This is a genomic window from Leucobacter chromiireducens (assembly GCF_051993095.1).
GTDB lineage: Bacteria > Actinomycetota > Actinomycetes > Actinomycetales > Microbacteriaceae > Leucobacter > Leucobacter chromiireducens.
Genome location: NZ_CP197024.1, coordinates 225,871 through 238,447, shown reverse-complemented (window position 1 = coordinate 238,447; position 12,577 = coordinate 225,871). Strand labels below are relative to the sequence as shown.

Below are 12,577 nucleotides of genomic sequence, written 5' to 3'. Positions count from 1 at the left end.
CCGAGGGCGGGGACGGGTTAGTCCTCGCCCTCCAGCTCGTGCGCGCGCCAGCGCACCGAGGTCACCTCGGGCACGGGCACGATGTCGGCGATCGCCGCCTCGAACGCCGCGTCACTCCGGTCGAGCGCTGTCAACCGCGCGGTGAGCTCCACCTCCCCCGTGCTGAGGTCGCTCGCTTCGAGTGAGTGCATGGTGAACTCCGGTCGCTGCAGGGCGGTCACCACCTTCGAGCGGATGGGTACCTCGGCGTCCGAGGCGGAGCGCACCACAAACACGTACTCGGTGGTCACCGCTTCACGGCCACCTTCGCGGCTTCGGCGGTCGAGCAGCCGCCCCACCGGGCGAAGCACAACATTCGACACCATCACCGCTGCGGCCCCGCCCACCGCAACGAGAATGAGCCCGCCACCGGCGAGCGCGCCCACCGCGGCCGACGCCCAGAGCGTCGCCGCGGTGTTGAGCCCGGTGACGGATACACCCTGCTTCATAATCACGCCGGCGCCGAGAAAACCGATCCCCGACACGATCTGCGCGGCAACCCGGGTGGGGTCGGCTCCGTCAAAACTAAAGGCGCCCATGATCACAAACAGTGCGGAGCCGAGGCTCACCAGAGCGTTGGTGCGCACGCCTGCGGTGCGCGAGCGGAGCTGGCGTTCGAATCCAATGGCGGCGCCGAGGGCGAGGCCGGAAAAAATACGCAGGGCAAGGTCGAGTGTCTCCATGGGAACCTCTTTTCAAGGGGGCAGAAATGGAGCCGATGTGTTCGGCTGGTCGCTCGCTCAGCCCCTCTTCGGGGAGCGATGCGTGTCACGGTGCGATCGCAAAGATCGCGGATGGTCGTCGTTCACGCCTCACCTCCTCCACGGAGCAGCGCTCGACAGGCCGAGCAGGCCGAAACCCAACGGTTTCGCGACACACCTCCACGTCAGAGCTTTGGCACTGTGCGACGTATCCGATGCCGGAATCCGCTTGGGATCACCCCTTAATCCGGGGAGACCTGTCCTCAGCCTGGGCGTCTCTCGACGTCGTGGGATGAGCGGACTGTGTTCGCGCAGGAGCCTCGCCGAACGAAGCGCTACAAGGCCGTATCTTAGCGCCTTCGCCTCCCAATGGGCTGGCGGCGCTCAGCTGGCGGCGCTGTCAGGCTTCGTGAGCCCCAGCTCAGGCTCGGGGAGCCCGAACTCGTGCCACAGCGCTGCGCGTGCCGCGTACCAACCGGAGAGCCCGTGCACGCCCGGGCCGGGGGGCGTCGCCGCCGAACAGAGGTAGAGCCCTGCGACGGGGGTGCGCCAGGGCTCGCGGCTGGCGACGGGGCGGGCGAGCAACTGCCGCATCGTAATCGCGCCAGCGCTGAAGTCCCCGCCAACGTAGTTGGTGTTGTAGGCCGACAGCTCGGCCGCGGTCGTGACGCGATGCGCGATCACGCGGTCGCGGAACCCCGGGGCGAATCGCTCAATCTGAGCCATCACTGCGGCAGCCACGTCACGGTCTGAGCCGTGGGGCACGTGCGTGTAGCTCCACACCGCGTTGACCCCGGCCGGGTTGCGCGCCGGGTCAAACTCGCTCGGCTGCGCAAGCAGCACGTACGGCCGCTCCGGGTGCCGCCCACGGGCCACCTCGCGCTCGGCTGCCGCGGTCTCGGCGCGTGTGCCTCCCAGATGCACAGTCGGCGCCGCGGCCACCCGAGGGTCGCTCCAGGGCACGGGGCCGTCGAGCACGAAGTCCACCTTGCTCGCACCATCGCCAAAGCAGAAGCGGCCAAGCGCCCGGCGGTACCCCGCGGGAAGCATCGACCCCGCGATGTGCAGCAGACCGCGCGCAGAGGTATCGAAGAGCTTGACTCGGAAGCCATCGAGCTCGCCCATGCGGCTGATCCGGTGCCCGGTCTCGATGCGGCCGCCGTGGGCGAGCAGGTCGGCCGCGAGGGCGTCAGTGATCGACCGCGAGCCCCCGATAGGCACCGGCCAGCCCCGAGCGTGTCCGAGCGCACCCAGCACGGACCCGACCGCTGCGGTCGCAAGGTTCGGCATGCGGCCGATGCTGTGAGCCGCGGCACCGGCAACGAGCGCGGGCGCAGCCGCCTCACGGAAGCGAAGATTCCACGCCGGGCTCCCCTGCTCCGCCGTGCGGAGCGCGGTCGCGAGCGCAGCAAATGGGTCGCGCGGAAAACGTAGCATGCTGCCCCCCAGCGCGAAGTCAACCACCCCGTCGAGCCGCCGCACGAGCGGGCGGTACAACCGTGCGTACGCGCTGCCGTCGCGGCCGAGCTCCGCCGCTGTACGATCGAGATCACGATACGCAATCGCCGCGCGCGTGCCTGCCGCCCCATCGAGCGGGTTTGCGTACGATGCCTCTGGCACGCAGAAGTCCACGCGACGCTCAAGCTCGAAGGCCCTGAAAAAGCCAGTGGCGAGGGCCATCGGGTGGATCGCAGAGCACACGTCATGGAGCACACCCGGCTGCACCACATGCTCCGTGCGCGTCCCTCCTCCGATCGTCTCCGCGGCCTCGAACACGGTGACGGGCACGCCAGCCCGGGCGAGCGTCACGGCTGCGGCCAGCCCGTTCGGCCCGGATCCCACGACGGCAGCCCCGCGACCCTCACTCATGGTGCGAGTCTAACCGTGTCATGCTCACAGCAATCACGGCACGCACTGACTAGAGTTACACAGCAACCAGTCATTCGACGCCACATCGCTCCGCAAGAAAGGCACCACCGTGGGTCGCCCGCAGAACCCCCGCCGTCGCGCCGAGCTCCTTGAGCAGCTCATTGCGCTGACCGCACGCATGCCACTGTCACACCTCACGTTTCGCAGCATCGCGAAAGAACTCGATGTGAGTACATACACCCTGAGCTACCACTTCGGCTCACGGCGCGACATCATTGATGCGGTGCTGGGTGAGGCAATGCGTTCACGCCTCGAGGTGATTGGCGGCATGTCATTCCAGGGGTTTTCACGCGAGGAGATGGCGTCCGGGCTGCGCACGGCGTTCCGCGCAACCCTCTCTGACGAGCACATGGGCTCGCTCCGGCTGCAGTTCGAGGGTGCGGCACTCGAGGGCCTCGACCCAGACGTGGGCCCCCATGTGAGCAAGACTTACGACGCATGGGTGCACGAGTTCTGCCTGTGGGTGCAAGCGCAGGGCGTAGCCCCGGAACGGGCTACGCTCCTTGCGCGCATCATGTCCGACTCGGTCACCGGCATGCAGTTCGCTCAGGTACTCCGAGGCAATCGCGAACAGACCGTTGCAGAGTTCGATCTCTTCGTCGAGGGCTATATGAAGCTCATCTCAACCGAGAACGCCCAGCGGTCTGTCGAACCGTAGCCGGAAGGTCGCCCCAGACAAGGGGGTGGGGTGGGGCGACCCTCCGTGCGGTGCGTCCGAGAGGGCACTGCGAGGAGCCCAAAAGCCCGTCCCATCCCGATCGCGTGTGCCACACTATCCCGACCCTTCAGGCTTTCGCAAACGATCGTTTTGAAATAACCAGATTCACAGGCTTTATTGCACGACTGTGCCCCAGAAGAACACGGCCCCCCTGGCAACATTGGGAAACTTCGTTTACATAACGGATGTTATTCACTGGGTGTGGTGCCTGGTCCCTCGTCTCGCTGAAACCAGCCAGGAAGCAGCGCCATCCCCTGCTCAAGGATTTCCTCAGCGCTTGCTTCGATCTCACCCTCAATCCACGCATTGAGCACGCCAAAAATCGCTCCCGCCACCCAGCGCGCAATGTACTCAGGCCTGGCCCCGTCCGGCAGTCCTGGTCGCGCAGCGACAAGCCCCTGCAGAATGCTCGCCAACGCGTGCATGCCGCCTTCTGCGACTTGCTCCGCGCCAGGCAATCGACGCACCGCGAGGAAGAGCGCACGGTGCGCGTGGTAGAGCTCAATCCACTCCAGAACACGCGCCCGCAGCACAGACTCCCACACCGCGCCTGGCGCATCTTGCCGGATCCCATCGTCGATGTAGGCCATCCGGTCGAGGAGCAAGGTCGTCGCGATCTCAGTCACGCTGTCAAAGTGCACATAGAACGCGCTCCGACTCACACCGGCACGCGCAGCAACACGCGCGGCGGTGAGAGATTCAGGGCTCTCGAGTGCAAGCTCTTCCGCAGCCTCGATCAGACGAGCGCGGGTGCGAACAGCTCGCGCATCACGTGACGCTCGCGCCGAGCTGCGTGTGCGTTCGCGGTACGACTCCCTCTGAGGCTCGGCCATCTCCCCGAGTATATTCTTTCCCTCTGAACACACCAGTCCGCCGAGTCACACGAACAGCACAGAAAGAACAAAAACCCCTGCCGGGCTTAGCCCAGCAGGGGTTTTGTGATGTTCGAACTGGCGGAGACGGGGGGATTTGAACCCCCGGTCGAGTTTAACCCCGACCCTTCATTAGCAGTGAAGTCCGTTCGGCCGCTCCGGCACGTCTCCATACGCGAACAACGTCAGCAATCCTACCCGACCGAGGCCACTCAGTGGAAATCGACTCCGCGGCGCGGCGCGATCGCCGCGGAGTGCAGATTCCGTCTAATAGACCGTGCGGCCCGCTGAGCAGGCCTCGTTGCTCGCTTGGATGCCCGTAATGCTGTCGGGGAGCTTGGTCGGCCCAGTGTCCTCCGGCGCAGCAGGGGTGTCCCCGGGGGTCTCGGGTGCCGGGTCTTCCGCAGCAGGATCCTCCGTCACGGGCGCCTCCGCACCAGTACCGTCAGCCGGGGCGTTCGGGTCGACCGCAGCCTGGGATCCACTCGCCTCGACCCCCTCACCCACGCCGGTCACGGCGAAGGGCTTGCCGCTCTTGATGATGTCAATCAGCAGCTCGGCATTCGCGGCGTCCGCCATGAGGCGCCCCTCTTGGTACGGGTGGTTCACCGTGGGGTACTGCACGAAGTTGATGCGATCAAGATCGATGTCCTTCACCGTGCCGGCAACCGCCTGCATGAACTCCACGCTGGCCATGTTGCTCGACAGCGTCATGTTCTCCACACCCGCCTTCGCAAGCGCGTACACCTTGACTGGGTCAGAGAGCGTCTCCGCGCTCTTCAGCTTGCGCACGAGCGAGGACATGAAAACCTGCTGGTTGCTGATGCGGCTCGTATCGCCGCCATCACCAACGCCGTGGCGGGTGCGGAGGAATTGCAGCGCATCCCATCCCACGAGCGAGTTCATGCCCGCGGGAAGATCGAGGTCTGCCTTCTCGTCCACGATGGGCTGCGTGAGGCACACGTCCACTCCACCCAGCGCGTTCGAGACTCCCACCACGCCATCGAAGGTAACGAGGGCCGCGTAAGGGATGTCCATCCCGGTGAGGTTCGAGATCGTGCGCGCGACACAGGGCAGACCGCCGTACATCATCGCGCTATTGAGCTGCTGCTCGCTCATCGGCGGATAGTAGTCGGGCTCGCCGTTCGGGCCGGGGCAACTGGGGAACGGAACCATGAGGTCACGCGGCAGGCTCATCACTGTGGCGTTCTGATGGTCTGCGGAGACATGGAGCAGCAGATTGACGTCGTTGAGCTCGCCCTCCTCGCCGTCGTTGTACTCCTGCCCCTCGCGGGTGTCCGAGCCAACGAGCAGAATGGTGAGCTCGCCGTCGACGCTCTGCGCGCCGGCCCCCACTCCACTGGCCTCATTGCCAAGGTCAACCGTGTTGAGGCTCTGCGTGAGCCCCCACACCGCATACGCGACCGTTGCGACGCCGGAGAGTCCTACCACCACCAGGGTGGTGAGCAGCACACGCAGCGCGTTTCCCCACGCGTTCGACCGACGCAGTTTGCCGTGACGCACGAATGCGGGCTGCGCGGCATCGCTCGCGGTGTTCTTGGCCATAAAGATTCCAGTCCCTCGGGGCGCCCGGGTCGAGCGCACAGCGGTAGGGGCCCAATTTACCGGACCCCTCTGGGTGAGCGCTTAGAGGCGCGGGATCAGGCTCACGCGTCCGTGCGCACGGCACTCGCGCGGTCGCGCGCCGCCCAGACGCGCAGCTCGTCCCGATTCTCGACACCGAGCTTGCCAAACACGTTCGACAGATGGGTCTCGACCGTGCGGGCGGAGATATGCAGACGCTCCGCGATGAAACGGCTACTGTGTCCGAGCGAGGCGAGCAGCGCCACCTCGCGTTCGCGCGATGTGAGCCCAGCGGCGGGCGGCAGCGGGAGCCACACGCCCAGCTCAGCGAGGAGACGCACTTCCGGCTCATCGGTCTCCGTGGCGGTCTCCCGCGTGCCGGCGGCAATGCGTTCGATGTGCGCGAGGTACGCCTCACCGAGCGGCGGGTCGATTGCCAGCGCAAGATCTCGAGCGCGCTCGAGCGCCTCAGGAGCGACCGCTCGCGACTCGTAGGCGACGACGTGCAGCGCCTGCATCTCGATGAGCTCAAGACTCTGCTCACGTGCCCAGTCGACCGTGCGTTCGGCCGCCGCGACGACGTCGCAATCTCGCAGCCACTGCCGCGCGCGAAGTTCAAGGATCCGGCGGTGTCCGCCAGCTGCCTCGCCGATGCCACGCGTGCCTTGCGCGCTTGCGCGCAGCGCTCGCGCGGCCTCGTCACGCTCACCCAGTACTGCGAGCGCGAAGCCGAACGCGGCCTGCACGAGCGTCGCGATGCCGTAACTGTCCTGCCGCTCGAGGCGATCGAGCAGCCGCTCCGCGCTCTGCGCGGCGTCAGCCCAGCGCCCCTCTTGCACGGCGATCAGCACGGCGCCCGCCTCAATGAGCCCGGAGTAGTGCGCCTCAGCGTGCGTATCCGCGGACGCTTCCGCGGCAAGCTCGTCGAGCACGCGCCGCGCGAGCTCGGCGCTGCCACCGACCCAGTGCCCCAGCAGCCAGCAAAACCCCTGCATGTCGACTACGTCTGGCCGCGCCCGTGGACCGAGGCGGCTGAGCCGTCGCGTGTGCTCGGCGTTGAGTGCCGCACGCCCGATTGCACCGCGCTGATCGAGGATCAGGCCACCCATGGCGCGCGCCGGGGAACGGATCCACTCCTTCTTCAGGTCCGCCGACACGTCGTCGTTCGGGCCTGCGAGCGCAGCGTCACGCAGTCTGCCGGTGTACGCAAGCGCGAGCACTCGGCTGCACCGCACCGCCTCGCGCGCCGCAGGCTCGTGCTCCCCGACCCCGCCCTCGAGTGCGTCAAGCTTCACGAGTGCCTCATCGACATCGCCCTCGTCGCGCAGATCCTGCTCAATGAGTGTCGTGGCGAGGCGCACGCGAAGCATCGGGGTCATTCCCTCCGTGCGCGCCCGGTCTGCCACCAACCGCCCAACGATGCCGAGCAGGGGCCGGAGGCTCCCCTCGTCGCCAATCAGTCGCGCCGTACGGCACGCACGCAGTGCGCCGGCGCCGGCCTGCATCGGGTCGGCATCGGGGTGCAGCGCCACCGCGCGCGCGACGTTCAGCACCAACCACGGATCACCGCCGCGGACCGTCTGCTCGAACGCCGCCCACAGCCAGGCGAACGGCAGGTGCTGCCCGCTCTCCACCCCGAACACGACGAGTCGCATCAGCCGCGTTGGGGTATAGATGGGGTCAACCCCGCCAAGCCCGTCAGAGAGCACTCGAAAGATCTGATCGTTGAGCTGGATCCGCCGCACCGGCGACATTCCCGTGCGCAGCATCGCGGCGACGAGTGGGTGTCCGGTGACGAGGGACAGCCCCTCTGGGTGCGGCCGCGACACGACAAGGCCGCGGTCGAAGAGCGCAGCGAGGAGCGTCGCGTCGATGCTGCGCAGCAGGCCAGTCTCGGTGACGGGCTCTGCGAGCGCGAGGAGCTCGAGCACCGCGATCTCCTCAACTGAACACGAGCTCAGGATCGCTTTCGCGTAGTCACCCGGCACTCGATCAACGTCGACGGTTGTCCAGGCGGCGCCTCGACTCCGCTTCAATACTCCGGCACTGTCGGCGGAGAGGGCGAGCACCGCGAGCGCGTAGCTGCTCCCCGCGGCGACCTCGAGCCAGCCGCGCAGCGTCTCCGCTTCGATGCGCTCAACCCCGAGCAGCGCGCACAGATAGCGCTCGGCTTCCTCACGGTCGAGCGGGGCGATGGAGATCTGCTGGCGCGGAGACCCCGATCCCAATCTTTCCAACGCGCTGCTCAGCTGTCTGGCCGTGACCACACCACGAACGCGCGGGTCGTGGAGCAGAAGTTCGAGGAGGCGAGTGTCGAGCGGTGAATACCGGTCCGCATTCGACGCGACCAGCACCGCTCGCTCCGTGCCAGGGTGCGCGAACACGCCAGAGAGCACACGTTCAGCGATCTCCGCGGCCTCGGTGCGCCCCTCAAGCGCAACACCAAAGTGCTGCGCAAAAACCGAGGTGTGCCCGCTCGCAGCGTGCGGTGGGTCCGGGAGTTCGATCGTGCGCATCGTGCCGGCCGCACGCTCCGCGATGACGCGGGCTGCTCCCTCGGCGAGCGACTGCCTGCCCGTGCCGGTCTCGCCGATCAGGAGCGCAACGGCCCCCTCGGGCTCGAGTGCAGAGACCACGCGCGCAAGCCGTTCGGGCACAGCAGCAGCGATACCCGCTCGCTGGCGATCCTGCAGCCCCGCAACTCGCGCTGTCCCCTCAGCCTCGTGCTCGGTGCTGCGTTTCGGTCTTCGTGCATCTCCCATGATCACTCCCCCACACGTCCATAATTGGACGCTGTACAAGCCATTCTCCGGCGAAGACCAGCCATTCCCAAATCTCTGAGTCACGCTTGAGGCAAAATCCCAGCAGATAGGCTGGCAGCATGCGCATCGCCACCTGGAACGTCAACTCGATCCGCACTCGATTCGGCCGTGTGGTCGACTGGCTCGTGCGCGAGGACATTGACGTGCTCGCCATGCAGGAAATCAAGTGCCGCCCCGACCAATTTCCGGTCGGGGCGTTCGAGCAGGCGGGCTATCACCTTGAGATCCACGGGCTCAACCAGTGGAACGGCGTCGCCTTCGCGAGCCGCCACGAGATGACCGACGTGGCCCGCGAGTTCACTGACATGCCCGGCTTCGGTGCCCCCATCAAGGGGCAGGAAGCAGTGCAGGGCACGGGGCCGAACGGACTGCCGCTCGAGGCGCGCGCCCTCGGAGTTACCGTCGGCGATCTGCGCCTCTGGAGCCTCTACGTGCCGAACGGGCGCGCGCTGGGCGATCCCCATCTCGACTACAAGCTCGCCTGGCTCGACGCGCTCCGAAAGGACACGGCGCAGTGGCTCAACGAGGATCCCGATCTGCCGCTCGCGCTCATGGGTGACTGGAACATCGCGCCGCTCGACAGCGACATGGGCGATCCGAGCTTCACGCTCGGAAAGTCCACGCACGTCTCCCCCGAGGAGCGGGCCGCGTTTGCTGCGTTCGCCCCTCACGTGGAGGATGTGGTGCGCCCCATCGCACCCGAGGGATACACCTTCTGGGACTACAAGGCCGGCCGCTTCCCGAAGAACGAGGGCATGCGCATCGACTTCATCATGGGCTCGCGGGCGTTTGCCGACGCGGTGACGGGCGCCTCGATCGACCGCGAGGAGCGGAAGGGCGATGCACCGAGCGACCATGTCCCGGTGGTGTGCGAGATCGATCCGTCACTGCTCGGCGGGACCTTTGAGGACGAGTACGACCGCCCGATGGTCTTCTAGCGCGCGTGCGGAGCGCCCACCGTGTCGGTGGGCCTGCGTAGACTAGACGCATGGTCGAAACCCTGCGCGTCGCGTCCGTTAACGTCAATGGCATCCGTGCCGCCTACCGCAAGGGCATGGGCGAGTGGCTCGCGAATCGCGATGTCGACGTGCTCGCCCTCCAGGAGGTGCGTGCGCAGGATGAGCATCTCGAGGAGTACCTCGGCAGCCAGGGGTGGCACTGGTTGCATGACCCGTGCGACATCAAGGGTCGCGCCGGCGTTGCAATCGCCAGCCGTGTGCCCGCGACCGCGCACCGAGTGGGTCTCGGTGCTGCGGATCAGCAGGAGGCGATCCAGTCGTCCGGCCGCTGGCTCGAGGCCGACTTTGACTTTGGGGGCACCCCGCTCACCGTCATCTCGAACTACACACACTCCGGCGAGGTCGATACGCCGCGGCAGGAGGCCAAGTGGGCCTTCCTCGACGCCATGGGCGTGCGCATGGACGAACTGGCCGCCGAGCGTGAGCTCGTCACGATCGTCGGCGACTTCAACGTTGGGCACCGCGAGTTCGACATCAAGAACTGGAAGGGCAACGTGAAGCGCGCCGGCTTCCTGCCCCGCGAGCGCGCATACTTCGACCGCTTCTTCGGCGAGCGCGGCGCGACCATCACGGGTGTCGACGGCTCCGAGGGCCCCGGCCACGGCTGGGCAGATGTGGGGCGTCGCTGGGCCGGCGAAGTCGATGGCCCGTACACCTGGTGGTCGAACCGCGGCCAGGCCTTCGACAACGACACAGGCTGGCGCATCGACTACCACGTCACCACCCCGCAGCTCGCCGAGCGCGTGGCCGACTACACGATTGACCGCGCCGCCTCGTACGCCGAGCGCTGGTCCGATCACGCCCCCGTCGTGGTCGACTACCGCATCGGCGCGTAGCGCACCGCGCGGCGTCTGCACACGGCCCCGCTCCCCACAATTTTGCCCCTCGACTTTCAGGGAACCAGGAACTCATGAACGCCACGCCCAAGCCCGTCCTTTTCTCCGGCATGCAGCCTTCCAGCGACTCGCTGCACCTCGGCAACTACATCGGCGCGCTCAGCCAGTGGACGCAGATGCAGGAGGATTTCGATGCCTTCTTCTGCGTCGTGAACCTCCACGCTATTACCGTGCCACAGGATCCCGCCGAGCTTGCCGCACGCACCCGCCGTACCGCCGCCCAGTACATCGCCGCGGGCATCGATCCCGCGAAGTCGACGCTCTTCGTGCAGTCGCACGTGCCCGCGCACGCCGAGCTCGCGTGGGTGCTGAACACGCTCACCGGCTTCGGTGAGGCGAGCCGCATGACGCAGTTCAAGGACAAGTCACAGCGGTTTGGCGCCGACACGGCATCCGTGGGCCTCTTCACTTATCCGATCCTGATGGCCGCGGACATCCTGCTGTATCAGGCGGCATCGGTGCCCGTTGGGGAGGATCAGCGCCAGCACGTCGAACTGACGCGTGATCTCGCAAACCGATTCAACCACCGCTTCGGCGAGACGTTCGTGGTGCCCGAGGCGCAGATCCAGAAGGAAACTGCGAAGATCTACGATCTGCAGGAGCCCACCGCGAAGATGTCGAAGTCCGCGGAGACCGAGGCCGGCCTCATCAAGGTGCTCGACCCCGCGAACGTCACGAAGAAGAAGATCATGCGCGCGATCACTGACGCGGATGGCGAGATTCGCTTTGACCGCGAGGCGAAGCCGGGCGTCTCGAACCTGCTGACCATCTACTCGGTGCTGAGCGGCGAGTCGATCTCCGCGCTCGAGGCGGAGTACGCGGGCCGCGGCTATGGCGATCTGAAGAAGGGGCTCGTCGACGTGGTCGAGGCGGGTCTCGGCCCCGTGCGTGAGCGCACCGAGGAGCTGCTGGCCGATCCGGCCGAGCTCGATCGCTTGCTCGCTGGCGCTGCCGAGCGCGCGAACGAGGTTGCGAACCGCACCCTCGCCTCGGTGTACGAGCGCATCGGCCTGCTCCGCTAGCCGGCAACAGTGTGGTGTCCGGGCCATTCTCGCCCGGACACCGCAGTCAGCTCTACAGCAGATCGAGTTCCTGCGCGGTGCGCTCGATCCCCTCCATGCGCTCGCGCGCGGGAGCCCCAATTTTGGTGAGCGTCGCCTCGAAGAGCGCCTCGATGAGCGCCATCACCGGCACCACCGAGTCGAACGGGCCACGCTCCGAGGCCATGCTGGTCAACACCGTGTCCGCGTCGCTCGCACACGGCGACACCCACTTGTCCGTGATGAGCACCACGGTGGCCTTGTGGGCCTTCGCATGCTGCACCAGGTGACGCGTCTCGCTCTCGTAGCGGCGGAAGTCGAACGCGATGAGCACGTCCTTCGCGTCGAAACCGACCACGGCTGCAGCCCGCACGCTCGCCATTTGGGGCACCATCTGTACGGCGCCCCGCAATTGCTGCAGACTTGCCGCAAGGTACTCGGCGAGGAACATGCTGTAGCGGCCGCCGACGAGCCAAATGCGGTGCTTGGGATCAGCGAGCGCACTCACCGTCGTCGTGAAATCGTGCTCCGAGAGCCCGCCGAATGTGGCCCGGAGATTCTCGACCGCGGGCTCGGCGAGCGCGGCCAGGTCGTCCGGGTGCGGCGGCCGCTGGTCAGCGTTCGTCCGCGCGTACAGTGACGCGGGCGACGCACTGCGCTGTTCAAGCTCTTCACGCAGGGCCCGCTGAAAGTCGGGGAAACCGGCGTAGCCCAGCTTCGTGGTGAACCGCACCACGGTCGCACCGCTGACCCCTGCGATGTCCGCGAGGCCAGCCACGCTCTCAAACCCAGCGGCGGGATACCCCGCAAGCAGCGCGCGAGCCACTTTCCGCTCGCCCGGGGTGCATTCACCGAGCCGGTCACGGATGCGGGCGGCGGGCGAATCGCTTTCAGCCGCGCCGGGCAGCGGCTTGGATTCGTCTGCCATCCACCGCACTTCCCTCCGCGATCCTGCCT

10 protein-coding genes, 1 tRNA gene and 1 riboswitch are annotated in these 12,577 nt (G+C 66.9%); of the genes, 4 read left to right on the top strand and 7 right to left on the bottom strand.

Translation table 11 applies throughout. The annotated features are described in order from the left end of the window. Positions 1 to 17: 17 nt before the first annotated feature. Entirely contained in the window at positions 18 to 722 is a 705-nt protein-coding gene (locus ACR81A_RS01115) for an MgtC/SapB family protein (protein ID WP_440312311.1), read from the bottom strand. 189 nt (positions 723 to 911) lie between these two features. Continuing rightward, positions 912 to 1,079, bottom strand: a riboswitch (M-box (ykoK) riboswitch). A gap of 45 nt (positions 1,080 to 1,124) precedes the next feature. Next, positions 1,125 to 2,609, bottom strand: a complete 1,485-nt coding sequence (locus tag ACR81A_RS01110) for a phytoene desaturase family protein (protein ID WP_440312310.1) — start codon at positions 2,607 to 2,609, stop codon at positions 1,125 to 1,127. A 109-nt stretch (positions 2,610 to 2,718) separates the two neighbouring features. Between ACR81A_RS01110 and ACR81A_RS01105 the strand changes: the two genes are divergently transcribed. Then, a complete protein-coding gene (locus ACR81A_RS01105) occupies positions 2,719 to 3,327 on the top strand; it encodes a TetR/AcrR family transcriptional regulator (protein ID WP_440312309.1) in 609 nt (202 codons plus the stop codon). Positions 3,328 to 3,575: 248 nt separating this feature from the next. Here ACR81A_RS01105 and ACR81A_RS01100 read toward each other — a convergent pair whose 3' ends face one another. The 4 genes from ACR81A_RS01100 to ACR81A_RS01085 all read right to left on the bottom strand — a co-directional run bounded on the left by ACR81A_RS01100 (position 3,576) and on the right by ACR81A_RS01085 (position 8,605). Continuing rightward, on the bottom strand, positions 3,576 to 4,220 hold the full coding sequence (locus ACR81A_RS01100) for a TetR/AcrR family transcriptional regulator (RefSeq protein ID WP_440312308.1): 645 nt from the start codon (positions 4,218 to 4,220) through the stop codon (positions 3,576 to 3,578). A 118-nt stretch (positions 4,221 to 4,338) separates the two neighbouring features. Further along, positions 4,339 to 4,430: transfer RNA gene (locus ACR81A_RS01095), tRNA-Ser, on the bottom strand. A 96-nt stretch (positions 4,431 to 4,526) separates the two neighbouring features. Next, positions 4,527 to 5,825, bottom strand: a complete 1,299-nt coding sequence (locus tag ACR81A_RS01090) for an LCP family glycopolymer transferase (RefSeq protein WP_440312307.1) — start codon at positions 5,823 to 5,825, stop codon at positions 4,527 to 4,529. 101 nt (positions 5,826 to 5,926) lie between these two features. Continuing rightward, complete coding sequence (locus tag ACR81A_RS01085) at positions 5,927 to 8,605, bottom strand: LuxR C-terminal-related transcriptional regulator (RefSeq protein WP_440312306.1); 2,679 nt, start codon at positions 8,603 to 8,605, stop codon at positions 5,927 to 5,929. A 119-nt stretch (positions 8,606 to 8,724) separates the two neighbouring features. Between ACR81A_RS01085 and ACR81A_RS01080 the strand changes: the two genes are divergently transcribed. From ACR81A_RS01080 to trpS, 3 genes are all read left to right on the top strand, one after another. Beyond that, positions 8,725 to 9,603, top strand: a complete 879-nt coding sequence (locus ACR81A_RS01080; protein WP_440312305.1) for an exodeoxyribonuclease III — start codon at positions 8,725 to 8,727, stop codon at positions 9,601 to 9,603. A 50-nt stretch (positions 9,604 to 9,653) separates the two neighbouring features. Next, complete coding sequence (locus ACR81A_RS01075; RefSeq protein ID WP_440312304.1) at positions 9,654 to 10,520, top strand: exodeoxyribonuclease III; 867 nt, start codon at positions 9,654 to 9,656, stop codon at positions 10,518 to 10,520. A gap of 74 nt (positions 10,521 to 10,594) precedes the next feature. After that, positions 10,595 to 11,602, top strand: a complete 1,008-nt coding sequence (trpS, locus tag ACR81A_RS01070; protein WP_440312303.1) for a tryptophan--tRNA ligase — start codon at positions 10,595 to 10,597, stop codon at positions 11,600 to 11,602. Between the two features lie 52 nt (positions 11,603 to 11,654). On the opposite strand, the gene ACR81A_RS01065 is transcribed toward trpS, so the two are convergent. Continuing rightward, on the bottom strand, positions 11,655 to 12,548 hold the full coding sequence (locus ACR81A_RS01065) for a MurR/RpiR family transcriptional regulator (protein WP_440312302.1): 894 nt from the start codon (positions 12,546 to 12,548) through the stop codon (positions 11,655 to 11,657). Positions 12,549 to 12,577: the final 29 nt, after the last annotated feature.

What these genes read in the sequence shown, in the direction of transcription:
- ACR81A_RS01115 (WP_440312311.1), bottom strand. Translation starts at nt 722, where the DNA reads ATGGAGACACTCGACCTTGCCCTGCGTATTTTTTCCGGCCTCGCCCTC.
- ACR81A_RS01110 (WP_440312310.1), bottom strand. Translation starts at nt 2,609, where the DNA reads ATGAGTGAGGGTCGCGGGGCTGCCGTCGTGGGATCCGGGCCGAACGGG.
- ACR81A_RS01100 (WP_440312308.1), bottom strand. Translation starts at nt 4,220, where the DNA reads ATGGCCGAGCCTCAGAGGGAGTCGTACCGCGAACGCACACGCAGCTCG.
- ACR81A_RS01090 (WP_440312307.1), bottom strand. Translation starts at nt 5,825, where the DNA reads ATGGCCAAGAACACCGCGAGCGATGCCGCGCAGCCCGCATTCGTGCGT.
- ACR81A_RS01085 (WP_440312306.1), bottom strand. Translation starts at nt 8,605, where the DNA reads ATGGGAGATGCACGAAGACCGAAACGCAGCACCGAGCACGAGGCTGAG.
- ACR81A_RS01080 (WP_440312305.1), top strand. Translation starts at nt 8,725, where the DNA reads ATGCGCATCGCCACCTGGAACGTCAACTCGATCCGCACTCGATTCGGC.
- ACR81A_RS01075 (WP_440312304.1), top strand. Translation starts at nt 9,654, where the DNA reads ATGGTCGAAACCCTGCGCGTCGCGTCCGTTAACGTCAATGGCATCCGT.
- trpS (WP_440312303.1), top strand. Translation starts at nt 10,595, where the DNA reads ATGAACGCCACGCCCAAGCCCGTCCTTTTCTCCGGCATGCAGCCTTCC.
- ACR81A_RS01065 (WP_440312302.1), bottom strand. Translation starts at nt 12,548, where the DNA reads ATGGCAGACGAATCCAAGCCGCTGCCCGGCGCGGCTGAAAGCGATTCG.